Annotated in this window: 15 protein-coding genes; 10 read left to right on the top strand and 5 right to left on the bottom strand. The window is 51.2% G+C overall.

Going from position 1 to position 19110, the window contains the following annotated elements; translation table 11 throughout:
* Nucleotides 1–48: 48 nt before the first annotated feature.
* Nucleotides 49–477, top strand: a complete 429-nt coding sequence (locus LY85_RS05160) for a phosphatase PAP2 family protein (RefSeq protein WP_185741110.1) — start codon at nt 49–51, stop codon at nt 475–477.
* A 94-nt stretch (nt 478–571) separates the two neighbouring features.
* On the opposite strand, the gene LY85_RS05155 is transcribed toward LY85_RS05160, so the two are convergent.
* The 4 genes from LY85_RS05155 to LY85_RS05140 all read right to left on the bottom strand — a co-directional run bounded on the left by LY85_RS05155 (nt 572) and on the right by LY85_RS05140 (nt 3608).
* Complete coding sequence (locus tag LY85_RS05155; RefSeq protein WP_141825745.1) at nt 572–1090, bottom strand: VanZ family protein; 519 nt, start codon at nt 1088–1090, stop codon at nt 572–574.
* A 390-nt stretch (nt 1091–1480) separates the two neighbouring features.
* On the bottom strand, nt 1481–1855 hold the full coding sequence (locus LY85_RS05150; RefSeq protein ID WP_141825744.1) for a hypothetical protein: 375 nt from the start codon (nt 1853–1855) through the stop codon (nt 1481–1483).
* 29 nt (nt 1856–1884) lie between these two features.
* Nucleotides 1885–3303: a 4Fe-4S dicluster domain-containing protein gene (locus LY85_RS05145; RefSeq protein ID WP_185741109.1), complete on the bottom strand. Its 1419-nt coding sequence runs from the start codon at nt 3301–3303 to the stop codon at nt 1885–1887.
* Nucleotides 3304–3356: 53 nt separating this feature from the next.
* On the bottom strand, nt 3357–3608 hold the full coding sequence (locus LY85_RS05140; protein ID WP_141825742.1) for a hypothetical protein: 252 nt from the start codon (nt 3606–3608) through the stop codon (nt 3357–3359).
* A 365-nt stretch (nt 3609–3973) separates the two neighbouring features.
* On the opposite strand from LY85_RS05140, the gene LY85_RS05135 reads away from it, so the two are divergent.
* The 9 genes from LY85_RS05135 to LY85_RS05095 all read left to right on the top strand — a co-directional run bounded on the left by LY85_RS05135 (nt 3974) and on the right by LY85_RS05095 (nt 16779).
* Nucleotides 3974–5701 carry a [Fe-Fe] hydrogenase large subunit C-terminal domain-containing protein gene (locus tag LY85_RS05135; protein WP_141825741.1) on the top strand — a complete coding sequence of 576 codons (1728 nt, stop codon included), beginning with the start codon at nt 3974–3976 and terminating at the stop codon, nt 5699–5701.
* Nucleotides 5685–6362, top strand: a complete 678-nt coding sequence (locus LY85_RS05130) for a SpoIIE family protein phosphatase (RefSeq protein ID WP_141825740.1) — start codon at nt 5685–5687, stop codon at nt 6360–6362. The genes LY85_RS05135 and LY85_RS05130 overlap by 17 nt, the downstream gene beginning before the upstream one ends.
* Before the next feature lie 30 nt (nt 6363–6392).
* The gene (locus LY85_RS05125) at nt 6393–7937 is read left to right on the top strand and encodes a zinc ribbon domain-containing protein (protein ID WP_141825739.1); all 1545 of its coding nucleotides are present in this window, start codon (nt 6393–6395) and stop codon (nt 7935–7937) included.
* 191 nt (nt 7938–8128) lie between these two features.
* Nucleotides 8129–8686: a GNAT family N-acetyltransferase gene (locus LY85_RS05120; RefSeq protein WP_185741298.1), complete on the top strand. Its 558-nt coding sequence runs from the start codon at nt 8129–8131 to the stop codon at nt 8684–8686.
* Nucleotides 8687–9061: 375 nt separating this feature from the next.
* Nucleotides 9062–11590: a glycyl radical protein gene (locus LY85_RS05115; protein ID WP_141825738.1), complete on the top strand. Its 2529-nt coding sequence runs from the start codon at nt 9062–9064 to the stop codon at nt 11588–11590.
* A 248-nt stretch (nt 11591–11838) separates the two neighbouring features.
* Nucleotides 11839–12747 carry a LysR family transcriptional regulator gene (locus tag LY85_RS05110; protein ID WP_141825737.1) on the top strand — a complete coding sequence of 303 codons (909 nt, stop codon included), beginning with the start codon at nt 11839–11841 and terminating at the stop codon, nt 12745–12747.
* Nucleotides 12748–12849: 102 nt separating this feature from the next.
* Nucleotides 12850–13986: a 5-methyltetrahydropteroyltriglutamate--homocysteine S-methyltransferase gene (locus LY85_RS05105; protein ID WP_141827978.1), complete on the top strand. Its 1137-nt coding sequence runs from the start codon at nt 12850–12852 to the stop codon at nt 13984–13986.
* Between the two features lie 211 nt (nt 13987–14197).
* The gene (locus tag LY85_RS05100) at nt 14198–15073 is read left to right on the top strand and encodes a MerR family transcriptional regulator (RefSeq protein WP_141825736.1); all 876 of its coding nucleotides are present in this window, start codon (nt 14198–14200) and stop codon (nt 15071–15073) included.
* Between the two features lie 524 nt (nt 15074–15597).
* Nucleotides 15598–16779 carry a MalY/PatB family protein gene (locus tag LY85_RS05095; RefSeq protein WP_141825735.1) on the top strand — a complete coding sequence of 394 codons (1182 nt, stop codon included), beginning with the start codon at nt 15598–15600 and terminating at the stop codon, nt 16777–16779.
* A gap of 67 nt (nt 16780–16846) precedes the next feature.
* Here LY85_RS05095 and feoB read toward each other — a convergent pair whose 3' ends face one another.
* Nucleotides 16847–19006, bottom strand: a complete 2160-nt coding sequence (gene feoB / locus LY85_RS05090) for a ferrous iron transport protein B (RefSeq protein WP_141825734.1) — start codon at nt 19004–19006, stop codon at nt 16847–16849.
* Between the last annotated feature and the right edge of the window lie 104 nt (nt 19007–19110).

The following is a 19110-nucleotide window of genomic DNA, read 5'->3' as shown; positions in this document are numbered from 1 at the left end:
GACAAAATCAGGCAATGGTTTTTACTTCACCCGGTATGGTTGAGCAGTATGAAGCTGCTGAACCTCTGGCTGCCGCGAATTGTTTACTGCGCGTATCCCGTCCTGCTGGCGGTGCTGGCCATTCGGAGGGATGAGCGCTTCTTTCAGGTGCTGCTGATACCGGCTTTCGTTTTCGGCGCAGTGACTGTGATGCGAAAGCTCTGGAATCTGCCGCGGCTGTATGAAAAACTGGGGATAGAACCGCTGATTCCCCGCGAAAAGAGGGGGCATTCTTTTCCAAGCAGACACGTAGCTTCGGTCACCATTATCGCGGTTGCCTGCTGGTATATCTGGCCTCCCATTGGAATTGCAATGTCAGTGATCGCGCTGCTGATTGCCGTTATCCGGCCCCTTGCCGGAATCCATTTTCCTAAAGACGTGATTGCCGGTATGGTGTTTAGCCTCCTGACCGGCATCATCGGATTCTGGCTTGTGTAATCCGTTGTGGAAATCCGGTGTTTCTTTCCCGGCTGATCTGAACGCTGTCTTTCAAACCCTTTGCCTGCCAGCTTTCTTAATAAACCATAGACTTTTACAGATTTGATACGGTCAGAAACGCGAGCAGGGCGACGGCCAGCAGTGTTCCGACCAGCGCAATCGTGTTTAAAACCGCATTGGTTTTTCGCTGTGTTTTCAGCAGCCTGAGGGCAATGGCATAGACCGCGATCCCAAGGATTCCCCCGAACGTGTTGCCGATCAGGTCGGTGATATCGGACGCCCCGACTGCCAGAATAAACTGCATTGCCTCATAAAAGAAGCTTACACTGAAGATCGGGATGACTTTCTTCAGAAAAGACCAGCTGCTTTTCAGCATACTGACATAAAGCCCGAACGGCACGAAAATCAGGATATTTCCGTAGATTTCAGACCATTCAATCCTGCCGTTGACGACTACCGACTGATAAAAGGGGATCAGGTTGATACTGCGGAAGGGATAAAACGGCCCAAAAGGGGACTGCATCTTGAATAATATGATCCAGGTCATTACGAGCAGATAAACAGCCAATAAGCTTCCTGTCAGAATTTGCTGTCTGGTTTCTTTCTTTTCCATAGAGACCTCCTTAAACTTCTATAATATGATGATCCTTCGATTGTTTGTTTTCAACTGTATTAATAATACTAATACAGTAATACAATTATGTCAATACGAAATTTGGCTTACAGCATTTCCCGTTCATTCTGCAACCAGGCTGTCGATAAAGTTGACAACCGCAAAATTGTGAAACAATTTTGCTTACTGCCGTTGGATGTACTTGCTTTGTCTTGCACGATTTCTCGACAAGTTTCTCGACACTCTCTTAAACGGAAATGGGATTACTGTAAATCGGAAGCGATAGGAAGAATTATTTGAAATCAGCGAAAGGGCCGGAATCCCGTATTGAACAGGATTCCGGCCCTTTTATCCGTCTATTGGATTTCAGAATAATTTCAAAATAGATTTTTATCTTTTTCCGGCTTTCACCAGATCAGCGTGCGTTTCGCACAGAGTCCTGCTGGTTTCCGTATCCAGCTGTTTTTGAAAGCATTTGGATATGATTCCTTCCGGGAATTTTATCATGGATACCCCGCATTGTTTCAGCTCCCGGAACATTTCGGGGTCGACCAATTCCGCGGCCGCGGCAGGGTCGATGCTGTTCGCCGATTTTTTACGAAGGTAATCGTTGTAGCTCATTTCGCGGCACGGATATTCGGCTGTCATGTTTTCGGCGTCTTCAATGAACAGAAGATCGGTAAAATCGCAGATGCCGAGGTCCAGCCCATTGAAATCCCGGCCGGAAACCGCGTGATAATAATCGCATAATTTACAGTCCAACATAGAAATCCTCCTTTATTGAGTGGATAGATTTATCTTACCGGCACAAATTCACTGATTTCTCTGTGTGCCTGCTTCGCGTAATTGTCGATGTTCATTTTATTTTTTACCGCGTGGTTCAGGCTGATACAGGCGGCTCCACCGGCGCATCCGCCGACGCAGGCCATTCCCTCTATGAAGTTTTCAGCCAGCTTCCCCTTGGAAGCTTTGATCAGCGCGGCGCGGCATTCCTCCAGCCCGTCGCAGATCGCCGGGTCCACCTGGAAATCGAGATGCTTTTCCTCCAGCGCGTTGGAGACCGCCTCCGTCACGCCGCCATTCCTTGCAAAAATCCTGCCGAAGTAGGAAGCGTCGCTCAGCTTCCTTTCTTCCAGCTCTTCCAGACGGATATCCAGACCGCCGAAAATCGCCTGCAGTTCTTCAAAGGTAATCACGCTGTCGACGACGCCTTTCAGTTCTTCCTTCTGAAATTCCATCTTCTTTGCGATGCAGGGGCCGATGAACACGACCTTCGCCGTTTTGTCGACCGCCTTGATCAGCCTGGCCGTCTCGACCATAGGCGAAGCATTGCTTGAAATATTGTTCTCCAATTCCGGAAAATTTGCTTTGATATACTGGACAAAGGCCGGACAGCAGGAGGTTGTCAGAAACTCCTTTTCGACGAGCTCCTCCGCTTCTTTGTGCGCCACGATGTCCGCGCCGAGGGCCGCTTCAACGACCCGGTTAAAGCCCATTTTGTACAGGCCTGCCGCCACCTGACCGACCTTCGCGTAGGAGAACTGGCTCGCGATCGCCGGCGCGACCGCGGCGTATACCCGGAAGTTCTCCCCGTTGTTCGATTCCCGTATCATCCGAAGAACGTCCAGAACATACGATTTATCCACAATGGCGCCGAACGGGCACTGACGGACACATGCGCCGCAGCGGATGCATTTGTCCGGATCGATATCCGCCTTGTTCTGCTCATCCAGTAAGATCGCCTTTGCTTTGCACGCGTTGATGCACGGCCGTTCCTGCTCCGTAATCGCGTGATAGGGGCAGGCTCTCATGCACTGGCCGCACCCCTTGCATTTTTCGGGGTCGATGACCGCTTTATGGTTTACAAACGTAATCGCCTTCGCCGGACACGCGGATTGACAGCGGTGGGCAATACAGCCCTGACAGGTTTCCGTGACCAGAAAGCGCTTGCTCGGACATTCTTCACAGGCAATATCGATGACCTCTACAACATTTTTGTTGTCCGGGCTGCCGCCCATCGCCATCTTTACGCGCTCCTCCACAATTGCTCTTTCCCGGTAAATGCAGCACCGCATCGTCGCTTTAGGTCCCGGAACGATCGTGCGCGGAATATCATACAGCTTTGCGGGAAGCTCGTTCCTTGACGAAAGCCGGACCACCTCTTTCAGTACCCTGTATTTCAGTTCCTGTACGTTGGAATCAAAAATCAACAAATTACACACCCTCTCACAAGTCAAACCCGGATCATTCGGAAAACAGGGGCCGGTCAGCAGGGGCCGACTGTCTGAAGAACATATTCCCCGAACACATTTTCCAGATTTTCCGCTGAGACATAATCGGTAAATTTCTCTCCAAACCTGACCGGAATCCCGGACTGGCCGAAATCGCCGACACAAAGCGAAGCGCTGAGCAAGACCCTGTTTTCCAGATGATTTTCTTCAATCAGCCTGCGAAATCCATTTAATACATCCAGAGCCTTCTGCCGCAGCGATTTTCCAATGTATACTTCGATCACCATATAAAACCCCACCAATCCTTTTGAAACAATTTTTCAGAACTGAAAAATGATTCACTCTTTATTAAAGCAAAGGTAACACGGCAGGAAAAAACCGTCAACAAAATGCGGGGACGCGGCCCGTTTCCGAAAGCGGGAGCCCCGACAGGCGCAATTTGTCCATAGGCGAAAAAGTCCGATCAGCCGTGGATTTTTCAGGGATACCGCATCTTTTTTTTCAGCGGGAAATACTTCGAAATCAAAAACCATATTTATAATTCAGAGGATAAAATTGGGCAACACTGACGTTGCCTTTTCAAATGTTTTGTGGTAGGATAAAAAAACGTTAATTATAAATTGGATTTTCTTATTTATTTGGAGCATGCTTAATGGAAGAAATTATCGGTTTAAATCAATCAAACTGTAAGAACTGCTATAAGTGCATTCGCAACTGTCCGGTAAAATCGATTGCCTACCGGAACGAGCAGATTCACATTATTGGCGACGAATGTATTTATTGCGGAAACTGCCTGCTGATCTGTCCGCAGAACGCGAAATATATCAACAGCGATCTTTCCAAGGTGAAACAGGCGATCCGTGCGGGTGAAAAGCTGTATGTGTCCCTGGCGCCTTCCTATATTGCCGCCTTTCCCGAAACCGGCATCGCGAAAATATCCGCAGCGCTGAAGCAACTGGGGTTTGCCCATGTGGAAGAAACGGCGATCGGCGCCGAACAGGTTACCCGGGAATATGAAAAGCTGATCCGCGAACACAAAATGCAGAATATGATCACCACCTCGTGCCCGTCGGTGAATCTGCTGATCGAAAAGAATTATCCGTCGCTGATTCATCAGCTTGCCCCGGTGGTGACCCCTTTGATTGCGCATGCGCGCATGATCAAACAGATTTACGGCATCCGGGCCAAAATCGTTTTTATCGGGCCGTGCATCTCCAAAAAGTACGAATGCGTGGACCCCGATAACGGAAATCTGTTGTTTTCGGTCCTGACGTTTGACGAACTGGAAAAATGGTTTCGCGAAGAAAATGTGGATTTTTCGCAGGACGACCATAACAGCCGCACTCTGAAAAACACCTTGCCCCGCTACTATCCCGCGCCGGGGGGCATTATTAAAAATCTTCATCGGAAAGAGCGGGGTACTTATGAATGCCTGAGCGTCGACGGGGTGGACCGCTGCATTGAAATTCTGGATTCCGTCGTGCACGACAACCTTTCCGGCTATTTTCTGGAGCTGAACGCCTGTTCCGGGGGATGCCTGGGAGGCCCGATTCTCAAGCTGATGAATCTCAGCTTTTTAAACGCCAAAAATGTGCTGGTCGATAATGTGAAACGGGCGAATGAAGCTCCGCCCGCCCTTACGGAAGGGGTTGCGTCCCAGTTTACGAAAAGGTTCCGGAACCGCTCGGCAAAAAAGGAAATCATCGACGAGGAAAAAATCCGCAGCGTACTGGCTTCAACCGGAAAAACCTCGCCGGAGAAGGAACTGAACTGCGGCTGCTGCGGGTACAACACCTGCCGCGAAAAAGCGATCGCGGTGCTGCAGGGAAAAGCGAACATCAACATGTGTATCCCTTATATGCGCGAGCTGGCCGAAAGCATGTCCAATACGGTCGTGGAACACACTCCCACCGGCATTCTGGTCATCAACGACCATCTGCAAATCGAGCAGATCAATCCCTCCGCCACTCAGCTTTTGAAGCTCGGAAAGGACTGCGTCGGGCTTCCCGTTGAAGAACTCCTTCCCAGCAGGGATTTTGAGGAGGTCCTTCAAACCGGAAAAAATATATTGAACCATAAGCAGTATTACAAGGAACTCGGGCTGATTCTGGAGCAGACGGTGGTTCATGTGAGCAATAACCAGCTGATTTTTGTGCTTCTGAAAGATATTACCCAGCAGGAGCAGGTGCTGGAGGAACAGCGGAAGGTGACGGAGAAAACCGCCGCCTTTGCCAGGGAGGTCGTCAACAAACAAATGCGGGTAGTGCAGGAAATCGCTGACCTTCTCGGGGAAACAACCTGTGAAACCAAGGTGGCGCTGCTGCAGCTGACCGAAAATATCGTTCCGGGAGCGGAGGACAAAAATGGACATCAGCATTGAGACGTACAGTGATTCCGTTCCCAAGTATCATGAGGGCCTTTGCGACGATCAGATCAGAATTGTACGTGATGAGTCCGGCGTCGCGGCGATTCTTGCGGACGGAAGAAACGGCGGGGCGAGGGCAAGCCTTCTGACCTCCTTTGCCGCAAAGATGATGGTGGCGATGCGCGGTAGCGGCGCGTCCATTGACCGGGTCGCCGATATGATTGCGGAATCCCAGCCGTCCGGCGGGAAAAAGGGGAAGGCGGGGAATATCGCCTTTACGCTGATCCTCGCGCTTTTCGACGGAACGATCCGGGTGGAGCAGTTTGAAACGCCCGACGTGATCCTGCTCCGCAGGGGCAGGCCGGTTGAACTGCAGACGACCCAAAGGGCCGTGCAGGGCAGGACCATCCGCAGCGGGAGGATAACGGCGAAGAAAGCGGATATGATCGTCGCGGTCGGCAACGGGATGCTGACCGCCGGAAAGAACAGAAAGCTGAAGGACGGCTGGAATTTAAAAAATATAGAAACCTATATGGCGAATGCCTACGATTCCCGGATGTCGGCCGAAGACCCCGTCCGGCTGCTTCTTGCTGCGGGCAGTTCCCTTTCTTCCGGAAAACCGGCGAGCGATCTGTCGGCGCTGGCCTTCCGGATCAACTGCCTTCGCGTGCCGTAAGATGACTGCACTTTTTGAGGATGAAATGGCATGATGATTTTTAAAACGCTGATGCTTCAGCTTTATAAGCCCGGAAAACAGAAACGGGATTTGATGGATACGGCCCTTCTGCGCTATTCCCAGGCTTTGCAGTTCCTGATGGATACCTATCGAAATGAAATTATAGAGCTCTCTAAATCGGAGACCGATATTACACAGCACCTGATCCTGAAAATGATCGACAGGGAAACCGCCAAAAGCCTGAACCGCTTCGACATACAGCCTTTTAAGGATTCCCTGCTGCTGGAATTTTCCGCCGTCGCCGCCTCCTATCTTGCGCGCAGGAAAAATCATCCCAAAACCGGGTATCCTCTTCCTTTTCTGGACGCCCAGAGCTATTCCCGCGCAATGTCGGACTGCGTTGCGCAGTTTGACAGCGGGGAGATCGGCCCGCAAAGGTTTCAGCACCGCTCCTTTAAGCTGGTGGATAAGGCGGGAAAGCTGCGGTCCGTCTATTTCGGCCGGTACGCAACGAACCGCGATTACTGCCTGCTTTACGATGAGTTTAAGGACCGGTTCTATGCGAAGCTGTATCTGATGAACCGGGCGAACAGTATTCCGGGCGGGTATTGCGCAAGCGGGCTCAGCCTGAAATATGTCTGGGACGGAATGCCTTTCATGAGCAATCTGCCCGGACAGAGAAGATATATCGTCGTTCCGCTGGCCTTTGGAAAAGAGCAGTACGCCGACCTGAAGGAAGCGTTGAAAAATCCGCGCCTGCTGCATTCCTCCCGGCTGGTCAAAAAAGACCGGCAGTATTATCTGATGGTCAATATCGAGTGCAGCCGTCAGATCACCAGGGAAGCGGTCACGACCATGGGGATCGCGCGCGGCGTTCACGGGGGATTGAGTTATACGATCTGCGATAAAGGCGGCGGCGTCAGGGAAAGAAAACGGATTTCCGCGTGCCTGAAGCAGAGCGGCGCTCCCGACTTCTCCAATACGATTGCGGAAATCGCGGCAAAGAACCGCGCTCAGGTGGTGCTGGAGGCAAACGGCGGAAAAAACGACCGGATGCCCGTTCCCGCACAGAACCGGGAGCTTTGTTTTTCAGTCCGGGATTATCTGCTGCTTGCTCAAAAATTGAAATACAAGCTGCCCGGCAAAGGTCTGCCGCCGCCGGTCGAGGTGAGCTCGAACGGCCTTTTCCTCACCTGTCCCCGCTGCGGGACAAGGACGCAGAGAAACCGTGTGACTGAGGAGCTTTTCGCGTGTATCCGCTGCGGATATGCGGCTGAATTTGAGACGGTCGGAAGCGAGAACCTTGCGAAAAGGCTGGACAAATATCACAGCGACAAGGTTCCCATTACGGTCTCGAAAAAAGAGGACGGTTTTCTTTGCTGCAATAAAATTCTCGGCTTCCGATGCGAGCTTCCGCCGGACACGACGGATTATACGCCGATGTTTGAGGAGCTCGACCGGTTTATCGGCAGAATGCGGGAAACCTATATCGACGATTCCAAAAGGTACGCCGTCTGGAAAAAGCTTGCTCAGGCGCCCGACCTGCGGAAATCCGTCCACCTGCTTTTGAGGTGAATTCCTGTTTTGGGTGCATTAGCTACCGCATCATGATTCCGCACATGCGGGCAATCCCGTGTGCAGAGCGATTCCGCTGAGCGGAAACGGGTAACCGTTCAAGTGTAGCTATTTAAATAAAGCCTGACCCGGGAGGAAAGCTCCTTCCCGGCTCGGGCTTTTTCTAAAAGGAGTGAAGCAGATTGGGTGAGATAATATTAAAAACCGAACGGCTGATTTTAAGGCCGTGGCATATGGAGGACGCGCAGGCACTGTATGAATATGCCCGGGACCCCCGTGTAGGGCCGATCGCCGGCTGGCCGGTACATACCGGCGTTGATAACAGCAGAGAGATTATCAGGGATGTTCTTTCTAAAGAGGAAACCTACGCCGTCGCCCTGAAAGGGGACAGCCGCCCGGTCGGCAGTATCGGCCTGATTTCCTCCGAGGAGGATGGGTGGACTCTGGAAACCGGCAGCGGCGAGATCGGCTATTGGATCGGCGTGCCCTTCTGGGGAAGAGGGCTTATCCCCGAAGCCGTGCGGGAGCTTATGCGGCACGGTTTCGAGGACCTCGGGCTGAGAACTCTCTGGTGCGGCTATTATGAGGGCAACGACCGCTCCCGGCGGGTACAGGAGAAATGCGGGTTTGTCTATCATCATACCGAGCACGGCAGGCTATGCCCGCTGATGCATGAAACCCGTATAACGCACTTTTCCTGCATTACAAAGGAGCAGTGGCGTCAAAATATCTCAGGCGGCCGGCGCTGAAGGCGGAAAACCGACGGCGGACCTGCCTTTTTAAGCGTATAAAGGGATGGAACAGATCGGGCGAAACCCGGTCTGTTCGTTTTTTATCAATAGAAATGAGGGGGGGGTTAATTGCCCTGTCAGCTGTGGGAAAGCTCAGGCTGCAGGATGAATGGCCGCAGGAAAAGGCTTTATATAAAAATGTTAAAATTTTAAGTGGATATAATGTCTGGATTTTTCACTAAAGTTGTCATGCACTCATTTTTCTGGTTTGGAATTTATTGCTTAATGGTTTGGATTTCGCTCCCCGCTCCGTAAAGAATTCTATATAATGATAGATGGCAAGTAGTCTTGTATACAGAAGAAGTGTTTCATTTTGTAAGGGAGGTCAATAACGTGTTAGAAAAAGGATTTTCCAAACCGACCGCCAGAGTAGAGCGTCTGAAAGACATGATTATTCATGCCAAACCCTGTGTGGAATCTGAGCGCGCTATTCTGATTACCGAGTCCTATAAGGAAACAGAGGGACTCCCTATCATCATGAGGCGTGCAAAGGCAGTGGAGAAAATTTTCAACGAGCTGCCCGTGACGATCCGTGACGACGAGCTGATTGTCGGTTCCATGACGAAGAATCCGCGTTCGGCGGGAATCTATCCCGAATTTTCCTGTGAATGGGTGGAAAAGGAATTCGATACCATGACCGATCGTCTGGCCGATCCTTTCATCATCTCCGGGCAGACCAAAAAAGAGCTCCACGACGTTTTTACCTATTGGAAGGGCAGGACGGTCAACGAGCTGGCCGCCTCCTATATGTCGCAGGAGGCAAAGGACGCGATGGCGTCCGGCGTCTTTACCGTCGGAAACTACTTTTTCGGCGGAGTCGGCCATGTGAATGCCGACTATGGCAAGGTGCTGAAGATTGGCTTCCGGGGAATCCTTGCGGAAGCGGTCAACGCGATGGAAAAGCTGGATAAGCTGGAGCCCAACTATGTAAGAACCCAGCAGTTCTACCATGCTCTGATCATTACATATTGCGCGGCGATCACGTTCGCCCACCGGTACGCGGCTAAGGCAAAGGAGCTGGCCGCGTCCGAATCCGACCCCGTCAGGAAAACGGAGCTTCTTCAGATCGCCCGCAACTGTGAGCGGGTGCCGGAATACGGTGCGACCAATTTCTATGAGGCCTGCCAGTCGTTCTGGTTTGTTCAGGCGATGATCCAGATCGAGTCCAGCGGCCATTCCGTTTCCCCCGGGCGCTTCGACCAGTATATGTATCCGTATTACGCCGCGGATAAATCGGTTACCGAGGATTTCGCGAAAGAGCTGATCCACTGCCTGTGGGTCAAGTTCAATGACGTCAGCAAAATCCGCGACGAGGTTTCCGCACAGGCGTTCGCCGGTTACGGCGGGTTCCAGAACCTTTGCGTCGGCGGGCAGACCCCCGGCGGGATGGACGCTTCCAACGAACTGTCCTACCTCTGTATGGATGCCTGCGCCGCCGTGAAGATGCCGCAGCCTTCCTTCTCAATCCGCGTATGGCAGGGGACTCCGGATGAATTCCTTTACCGGGCGTGCGAGCTTGCCCGTCTCGGACTCGGCGTGCCGGCCATGTATAATGATGAGGTCATCATTCCGGCACTGGAAAACAGGGGCGTTTCTCTGGAGGACGCCCGCAATTATGCCTTAATCGGCTGCGTGGAGCCGCAGTGTCCCCATAAGACGGACGGCTGGCATGACGCTGCTTTCGTCAATGTCGCCAAAATACTGGAAATCACCCTCAATAACGGAAAAGCCGGCGGAAAGCAGCTCGGGCCCGTCACGGGGGATCCGACCGAATGGAAATCCACCGACGACCTGTTCGCGGCGTTTAAGAAACAGATTGAGTATTTTGTCTATTATGTGGCGGAGGCGGACAACTGCGTGGATGTCGCACATACGGAAAGATGTCCGTTGCCGTTCCTTTCCGCTTTGGTGGATGATTGTATTGCCAGAGGCAAATCGCTGCAGGAGGGCGGAGCCGTCTACAACTTTACCGGTCCGCAGGCATTCGGCGTTGCCGACTGCGGCGACTCCGTTTATGCGATACAGAAAAATGTTTTTGAGGATAAAAACATTACGCTCTCCCGTCTGAAGGAAGCAATGGACGCGAACTTCGGCTATGGCGACGGCGGCGTGCGACCCGCCTCCTCTTTGACGGAGGAGGAAATTGACAGAAGAATGTACCAGGCTCTTGCAAAGCTGGCGGGATGCCACTGCGGAATTGATCTGGCCTCTCTCAGAGACCGGGTAATGGCGGAAATCCAAGCTCCGCCCGCAGGGGATTACGAGTATATCCGCAGGCTGATGGACAGCACGCCGTGTTATGGAAATGACATTGACGAGATCGATATGATCGCTCGCAAGTGCGCGCTGCTCTACTGCAAAGAGGTTGAAAAGTACCGGAATCCGCGCGGCGGAATCTTCCAGCCGGGGATTTATCCGGTGTCGGCAAACGTCCTGTTCGGAAAGGACGTCGGCGCTATGCCGGACGGCAGACTCGCAAAGCAGCCCCTGGCGGACGGCTGTTCCCCCAGACCGGGCAAAGATGTCAAAGGCCCCACGGCGGCGGCGAATTCCGTTGCCAAGCTGGACCATACGCTCGTTTCCAACGGAAGCCTTTACAATATGAAATTCCTGCCCTCCGCCATTGCAGGGGATACGGGACTAAAGAATTTCGCCTCCGTTGTCAGAAGCTATTTTGACCATAAAGGCCAGCACATCCAGTTCAATGTCGTAGACAGGGAGACCCTGCTGGCAGCCCAGAAAAATCCCGACGATTACAGGGATCTGGTGGTGCGTGTCGCCGGTTACAGCGCGCACTTTGTGGTGCTGGCAAAAGAGGTTCAGGACGATATCATCAGCCGTACGGAGCAGACCTTCCGCTGACATCCTTTATTGATTCCTTTAACAGGCAATGTGAAGTGTTTGTGTTTTCTGTGCCGTAAAACGCGGCAGGAAAACCGTCCCGCTTTCACATTGCCTCCTTCTCTTTTTGCGTTTATTTGCCGGTTTTTTGGATATTGGTTGAAGGAAGGGGAAAACATCGGTATAATGGAGAAAAAGACGGCGGCAGGCTGGAGCAGCTTTCCATCGGCCAGCCGTCAAAAATTTGAAAATCCGGTCAAGGTGATGAAATGACATTACAACAGCTTCGATATGTGATTACAATCGCGCAGACAGGGTCCTTTCACACGGCCGCGAAGCTGCTTTTTGTTACGCAGCCCAGCCTTTCCAAAGCGATTGCAGAACTGGAAAAAGAGATGGGTGTCTTCCTATTTTTCCGCAGTAACCGAGGGGTTCTGCTGACGGAGGAGGGAACAAAATTCTTATCCTATGCCCGTCAGGTGGTGCAGCAGGCTGAGCTTCTGGAACAGCAGTATAAACACGGAGCGCCTGTGCGCAGAATGTTTGCCATTTCCGCCCAGCATTACGCCTTTGTGGTCAATGCGTTTGTGGCTCTGGTCCGGGAATACGGAAAAACCAGGTATGAGTTTTCCCTCCGGGAATCGCGCACCTATGACATTATTGAAGACGTGCGCACCCGCAGGAGCGAGCTCGGCATCCTCTATCTGAGCAATTTCAACAGGAAAGTGATCCTGCGGATGATCCGGAACAACGAGCTGCGCTTTGTTCCGCTGTTTACGGCGAGCCCCCATGTTTTTGTCAGCAGAAAAAATCCGCTGGTCGGAAGAGCGTCCGTTACCCTGAATGATCTGGAGCCATACCCGCGGTTAAGCTACGAACAGGGCAACAACTCTTTTTATTTTTCCGAAGAACTGCACAGCGTGGAACTCAGCCCGAAAAACATTGTGGTGACGGACCGGGCGACGCTGTTCAATCTCCTGATCGGGCTGGACGGGTACACCATTTCTTCCGGCATTCTCAGCAGCGACCTCAACGGGAACGAGATCGTGTCCATTCCGTTGGAGAGCGGGGAGACGATGGAGATCGGCTATCTCTGTGAAGAAGGCTACCCGCTTGGAGCGATCAGTGAACGGTATATCGCCCTGCTGCGGGATTATATTGCTTCTTATAAGCAGTGATAGCTTTTGCCTATTACAAAGAATTGAAATTATCAATTAACACATCACCGGGTATTTTGTGTATTATTAATTAAAATCCAATGTGATAAGGAGACAAAAATGATGAGTACACAGTTTACCGCACGTACGACCGCGCCGTTTCGATATGATATTGTCGGCAGCTTTTTGCGCCCGCAAGCTTTAAAGGAAGCCAGAGCATCTTTCACCGACGGTACATTATCAAAGCAGCAGCTTTCCGCTGTTGAGGACGACTGCATCCGCACGCTCGTGGAAAAGCAGATTGAGGCCGGGCTCCATTGTGTGACGGATGGGGAATTTCGCCGCAGTTATTGGCATCTGGACTTTATGTGGGGGCTGGATGGAATCGACCATGTGGTATTGGAGCATGGATATTTTTTCCACGGGGAAGAAACGCGGGCGGATTCCGCCAGAGTCAGTGGGAAAATCCGCTTTTCCCAGCATCCTTTTATTGCCCACTACCGGTTTTTACGGGATATCGTTGGCGATCGGGCTCTTATCAAGCAGACGATTCCCGCTCCCGCCCAGTGCTTTGCGGAGCTGGTCCGCGGGGAAAACGAGCGGTACCTGGACGCTGTCTATCCGGATCGGGAAGAGCTGTACAGGGACCTGTCCGCCGCATACCGCGATTTTATTCTTGCCCTGTACGAGGCCGGCTGCCGCGTTCTGCAGCTGGACGACTGCACTTGGGGAATGCTCTGCGATGAGAAGTTCTGGAGCGGCATGGCCGGCAGCGGATACAGCCCGGATGCGCTGCAAAAGCTTTACCTGCGCCTGAATAACGATGCCATTGCGGATTTGCCCGCCGATCTTACCGTTAATACGCACGTGTGCCGTGGAAACTATCACTCCACCTGGGCTACCAGCGGCGGTTACGCGCCGGTAGCGGATATCCTGTTCGGCGGCGAAAATGTCGGTGCCTATTATCTGGAATTTGACGACGACCGTTCCGGGGACTTTGCCCCTCTGGCTAAAGTCTCGGGGGAAAAGCTGGTGGTATTGGGCCTGGTTACTTCAAAAGGCCCCAAGCTGGAAAATAAGGCGGCTGTTATCGCCCGCATTCACGAAGCCGCTGCCTATGTGCCTCTCGACCGCCTGTGCCTGAGCCCGCAATGCGGCTTTGCCTCCACCGAAGAAGGCAACGTCCTCACCGAAGAGGAACAGTGGTCCAAAATCAGATGGATCAGGGAAATCGCCGAAGAAGTCTGGGGATCATTCTGATTCATAATCGTATCTGTGCTCAGCACCTCTTCGGAGGTGCTTTTTGTATTTCCGAAATAACTACCAGCAATATGATTGCTCTTTTTTTCTGATTTCAGTATCAATATTTTCTTTAATGGGAATGTCAAACGAAAATTCAAAAAAAGGATTGACTCTGACATCGTGTCATAGTGTAATATAAAACCAGACGGACAGGAGGTGAAGCTTGACGATGAAAACGATTAAACAGGTCTCGGATTTAACGGGGATCAGTGTCCGTATGCTGCATTATTACGATAAAATTGGCTTGTTAAAACCTTGTACAACAACAGAAGCGGGCTACAGATTATACGACAACGAAGCCTTGGAAACTTTACAGCAAATCCTTTTTTTCAAAGAGTTGGACATTCCGCTGAAAAGCATGAAAGAAATATTGGAAAGTCCGCGGTACGACAAGGTACGGGCGCTCCACGAGCAGAAAGAACTGCTGATGCTGAAACGGGACCGGCTGAACGAACTGATTGCACTGATTGAAAAGAAATTGAAAGGCGGCAGCACAATGAGCTTTAAAGAGTTTGATATGGGCGAATATTTTAATACACTGGAAACCTTTAAGCAGGAACATGCGGATGAAGTTGTTAAGTATTATGGCAGTGTGGAGGAATTTGATAAGAATATCCGGGACATGAAAACAAAGGAACTTGAGATTGCAAAGATGGCTATCAAGGAGTTTGGCAGTATTGAAAAATACACCGAAGCGATGAAAAACAATCTTGATCATCTGCCGTCCATTATGGAAGGGTTTCAGACAATAAAAGAGAATGCCGATGTTTATTTGGCTCAAACAAATCAGTTAATGGAACGTCTGACATCTGATATAAATAGAGACCCTTCTTCTGCGGATGTTCAGAAAATCGTAAAGGAAATGGATGATATGGTCAGGGAACACTATAAAATTCTCAAGATGGACATGGGCGAAAACTACTGGGGCATGATGGCAGACCTGTATCTAACAAAGCAAACGAAAGTCCATGATAAAAAGTATGGGAAGGGTGCGACAAAATTTATAGGGGAAGCCCTCAGGGTTTACAGTGAGAACAACAAATAAAAAGACGGAAGAGCTTTGAAATCCTCCTGCCGCAGTTCGGACCTTACCTTAAGGGGATTTTTCGCAATACCCTTTCAAGGGGTTCTGTTCGTATGCAGATGAGAGATAAAAGTTTCAATAAAAACATCTGCGGATTCGTGCAACAATCATGGTTGACTTTTTTTACGACTTCCTATATTATATAACATATATAATTAGTATGTTATTTATGAATTACAGCAATTCCATCCCAGTTTGCGGAACAAAACGCGTTTCTCCCCCGCCAAAGGCGGGGGAGAAACGCAAACTTGTTGCAGAATCAACTGGAAATGCTGTAAGAGGATGATGGAAAGAGGGATCATTTTAGCGTACTGTTTCCAAACAGGGTTTTAAACCCCTGTGTTTTTTGCTATAGTATTCAGGAATGTCGAACGCTGAAGGAATGCCTTTGGCCAGTACGGCCGAACGCCAAAAATAAGGAAAAATGATGGTGTGAGTTGGAACGTAAAAAAATCAAAACCGGAATTCTCACAGGAGGAATGGAAATGAACTGTCAGTTTGATCAGGTAATAGAGAGAAAGGGTACGAATTCCCTCAAATATGATTTTGCCGCCGAGCGCGGAAGACCGGAGGATGTTTTGCCTCTTTGGGTAGCCGACATGGACTTTAAAACGTCTCCTTTTATTGTTGATGCTTTACAGAAAGCCGCCGGGCATGGAATTTTCGGTTACTCCGAAAGCAAGTCGGGCTATTTTGATGCCCTGCAAAGCTGGTATGCCCAGTATTTCGACTGGAAGCTTCAGAGCGACTGGCTTGTAAAAACGCCGGGCGTTGTTTTCGCAATCTGTATGGCCATCCGTGCCCTGTCGAAGGAAGGGGACTCTGTCCTAATCCAGCGCCCGGTGTATTACCCGTTTTCCCAGTCTATTCTGGACAACGGCCGAAAGCTGGTGAATAACCCGCTCGTTTATCGCGACGGGAAATACGGGATCGATTTCGAGGATTTTGAAGAAGAAATCGTTCGTAACAAGGTGAAAATTTTTATTCTTTGCAATCCTCACAATCCGGTCGGCCGCGTGTGGACAAAGGAAGAGCTGATTCGCTTAGGCGATATTTGTGTAAAACACGGGGTCTATATTGTATCCGATGAAATCCATGCGGATTTTGTTTTTGAGGGACACCGTCATTCTGTTTTTGCAAGTCTGAAACCGGAGTATCTGGAGAGAACCATCACCTGCACGGCGCCAAGCAAGAGCTTCAACCTGGCGGGCCTGCAGGTATCCAATATTTTGATCGCCAACGGGGAGATCAGAAAAAAATTTCAGCTTGAGATCAACAGGTCAGGTTATTCCCAGCTAAACACAATGGGCCTTGTCGCCTGCCAGGCGGCCTATGAAAACGGAAGGCCGTGGCTTGAGGAGCTCAAACAATACCTTGCTGAAAATCTCGCGTTTATCAGGAGCTTTTTATCTGAAAAACTGCCGCAGATCGAAATGATCGAGCCGGAGGGGACTTATCTGGTATGGCTCGATTTCCGAAAACTCGGTCTGGATGACAGGCAGCTTGAAGATCTGATTGTGAATCGGGCAAAGCTGTGGCTGGACAGAGGTTCCATTTTCGGGCCGGAGGGGAAAGGCTTTGAGCGGGTCAATATCGCCTGCCCGAGGGCGACCCTGCAAAAAGCGCTGCTGCAGTTGGAGCAGGCGGTAAATCAGCAGAAAATCTGACAACCCCGCCGGAACGGAAACATTATTCAGCACCTCTTCGGAGGTGCTTTTGTTATATTCCTTTCCGTCATACCAACCCGAAAAGCCTTACCGTATTGGCGACGAGGAAACAGACCACAATACCCGTTGCTGTCGGGATCACAAACGACAGCAGTGTCCATTTCAAACTCTGTGTTTCTTTTTTAATCGTAAGACAGGTAGTGCCGCAGGGCCAGTGCAGAAGGGAGAAGAGCATGACGCAGACAGCGGTCAGCCAGGTCCATCCGTGACTGACAAAAAGCGAATGAAGCTGTGTAAGGCTTTCAAAATCGGTCAGGCTTCCCACCGCCATATAGCTCATAATGATGATAGGAATGACGATCTCATTTGCAGGAAATCCCAGAATGAACGCCATCAGGATATAGCCGTCCAGCCCCAGCGTTCGGGCAAACGGGTCCAGAAACCCCGCGCATTGCGCGAGAAGGCTGATACCGCCGACCTGAATGTTGGCGAGCAGCCAGATCACAAGACCCGCGGGGGCGGCTACGACGACGGCGCGGCGCAGGACGAACAGCGTCCGGTCGAAGATGGAGCGGACGATTACCCGGCCGATCTGCGGGCGGCGGTAGGGGGGAAGCTCCAGATTAAACGAAGACGGCATCCCTTTTAGAATCGTCATGGAAAGAAGCTTGGAGATCAGCATGGTCAGGAAAACCCCGAAAACAATGACGGCGGTCAGGGTAAGCGCGGAAACGGCGGACTGGAAGGGGCCTGCCACCGCCGATGCAAAAAACATGGTGATGACGGCGATCAGGGTGGGAAACCTTCCGTTGCAGGGAACAAAGTTATTGGTCAGGATGGCGATGAGCCGTTCCCGGGGAGAGTCGATGATGCGGCAGCCGATCACGCCGCAGGCGTTGCAGCCGAAGCCCATGCACATTGTCAGGCTCTGCTTGCCGTGCGCGCAGGATTTGCGAAAGAAGTTGTCGAGGTTAAAGGCGACTCTGGGCAGGTATCCCAGGTCTTCCAGCAGAGTAAACAAAGGGAAAAAGATCGCCATCGGCGGAAGCATGACGGAAACGACCCAGGCCAGGGTCCGGTATACTCCCTGAACCAGCAGCCCTGTTACCCATTCGGGTGCGGATATCCACTGGAAAAATTCCATCAGCCGGTCCTCCACCCAGAACAATCCGTCCGCAATCAGGCCGGACGGCACGTTTGCGCCGGTAATGGTGATCCAGAAAATACCGAGCAGCAATAAAATCATAATGGGAATGCCGGTTGCCTTTGAGGTCAGGATCTTATCGATCTTCTGGTCCCGCTGTGCGTATTCCGCCTTTTCATAAACAATTGTTTCGCTGCCGATTGCTTCACACAGCTCTACAATCCCGGTAACGATCCGGTCGCGGAAAGAATCGTTCGAAATCCCCGTGCCTTCCAGAAACTCTTTTGCTTCTTTCAGCCGGTCTGAAATCTCTTTTTCCGATAAGACGTCTGTTCCGAGGAAATTTCTCATGGACTGCAGCAGGCTTTCATCGCCGTCCAGCAGCTTGAGCGCGACCCAGCGGCTGTTCAGCCTGCTGCCCAGCGCGCTTTCCAGAACGGGCTGAAGCATTGCCGCCGCCTGTTCGATTTCGTCCCCGTAAGTAATGGAAAGCGGACGCGTTTCGCTTTCCTCCCGCGTCAAACCGGCAACCGCATCCATCAGGTGATTTAGCCCTTTTCCGTTTCGGGCGCTTGTTCCCACGACAGGGATGCCCAGCTTTTGGGAGAGCGCTTCCAGATTGATTTTGATTTTCTTTTTTTTCGCCTCGTCCAGCAGGTTGACGCAAAGCACGACCCGCTTGGATATTTCCATGATTTGTAAAACCAGATTCAGATTGCGTTCCAGACACGTGGCGTCCGCAACGACGACGACGGCGTCCGGATTTCCAAAGCATATGAAATCACGCGCGATTTCCTCTTCTTCCGAGTTTGCCATCAGAGAATAGGTCCCCGGAATATCGACGAGGACAAAATTAGTCCCCTGATGTCTGTATTTTCCCTGTGCGTTGGCCACTGTCTTTCCGGGCCAGTTGCCCGTATGCTGATTCATTCCGGTCAGGCTGTTGAATACCGTGCTTTTTCCCACGTTGGGATTTCCGGCCAGTGCGACCACTTTATCGTCCGCGGTTTCCCTCTCAATTTGGAAAGCCCCGCTGCAGCCGCATAAAACCCCGGCGCCCGTGGATTCTCCCGTGAGCCCCATAACTTTCCCTCCTATATTCTAAAATAGAATTTATTTGTGCAGAGAAATAGGGTGGGGCCAGAGAGCGCATATCAACAGGAGATATGCCTTCTTTCGGTCCCACC

The sequence above is a fragment of the Clostridium sp. KNHs216 genome (genome assembly GCF_006714885.1).
Taxonomy (GTDB): domain Bacteria; phylum Bacillota; class Clostridia; order Oscillospirales; family Acutalibacteraceae; genus Caproiciproducens.
Note: the sequence above shows the minus strand (reverse complement) of the source record. Positions and strands in the feature narration are given on the sequence as shown.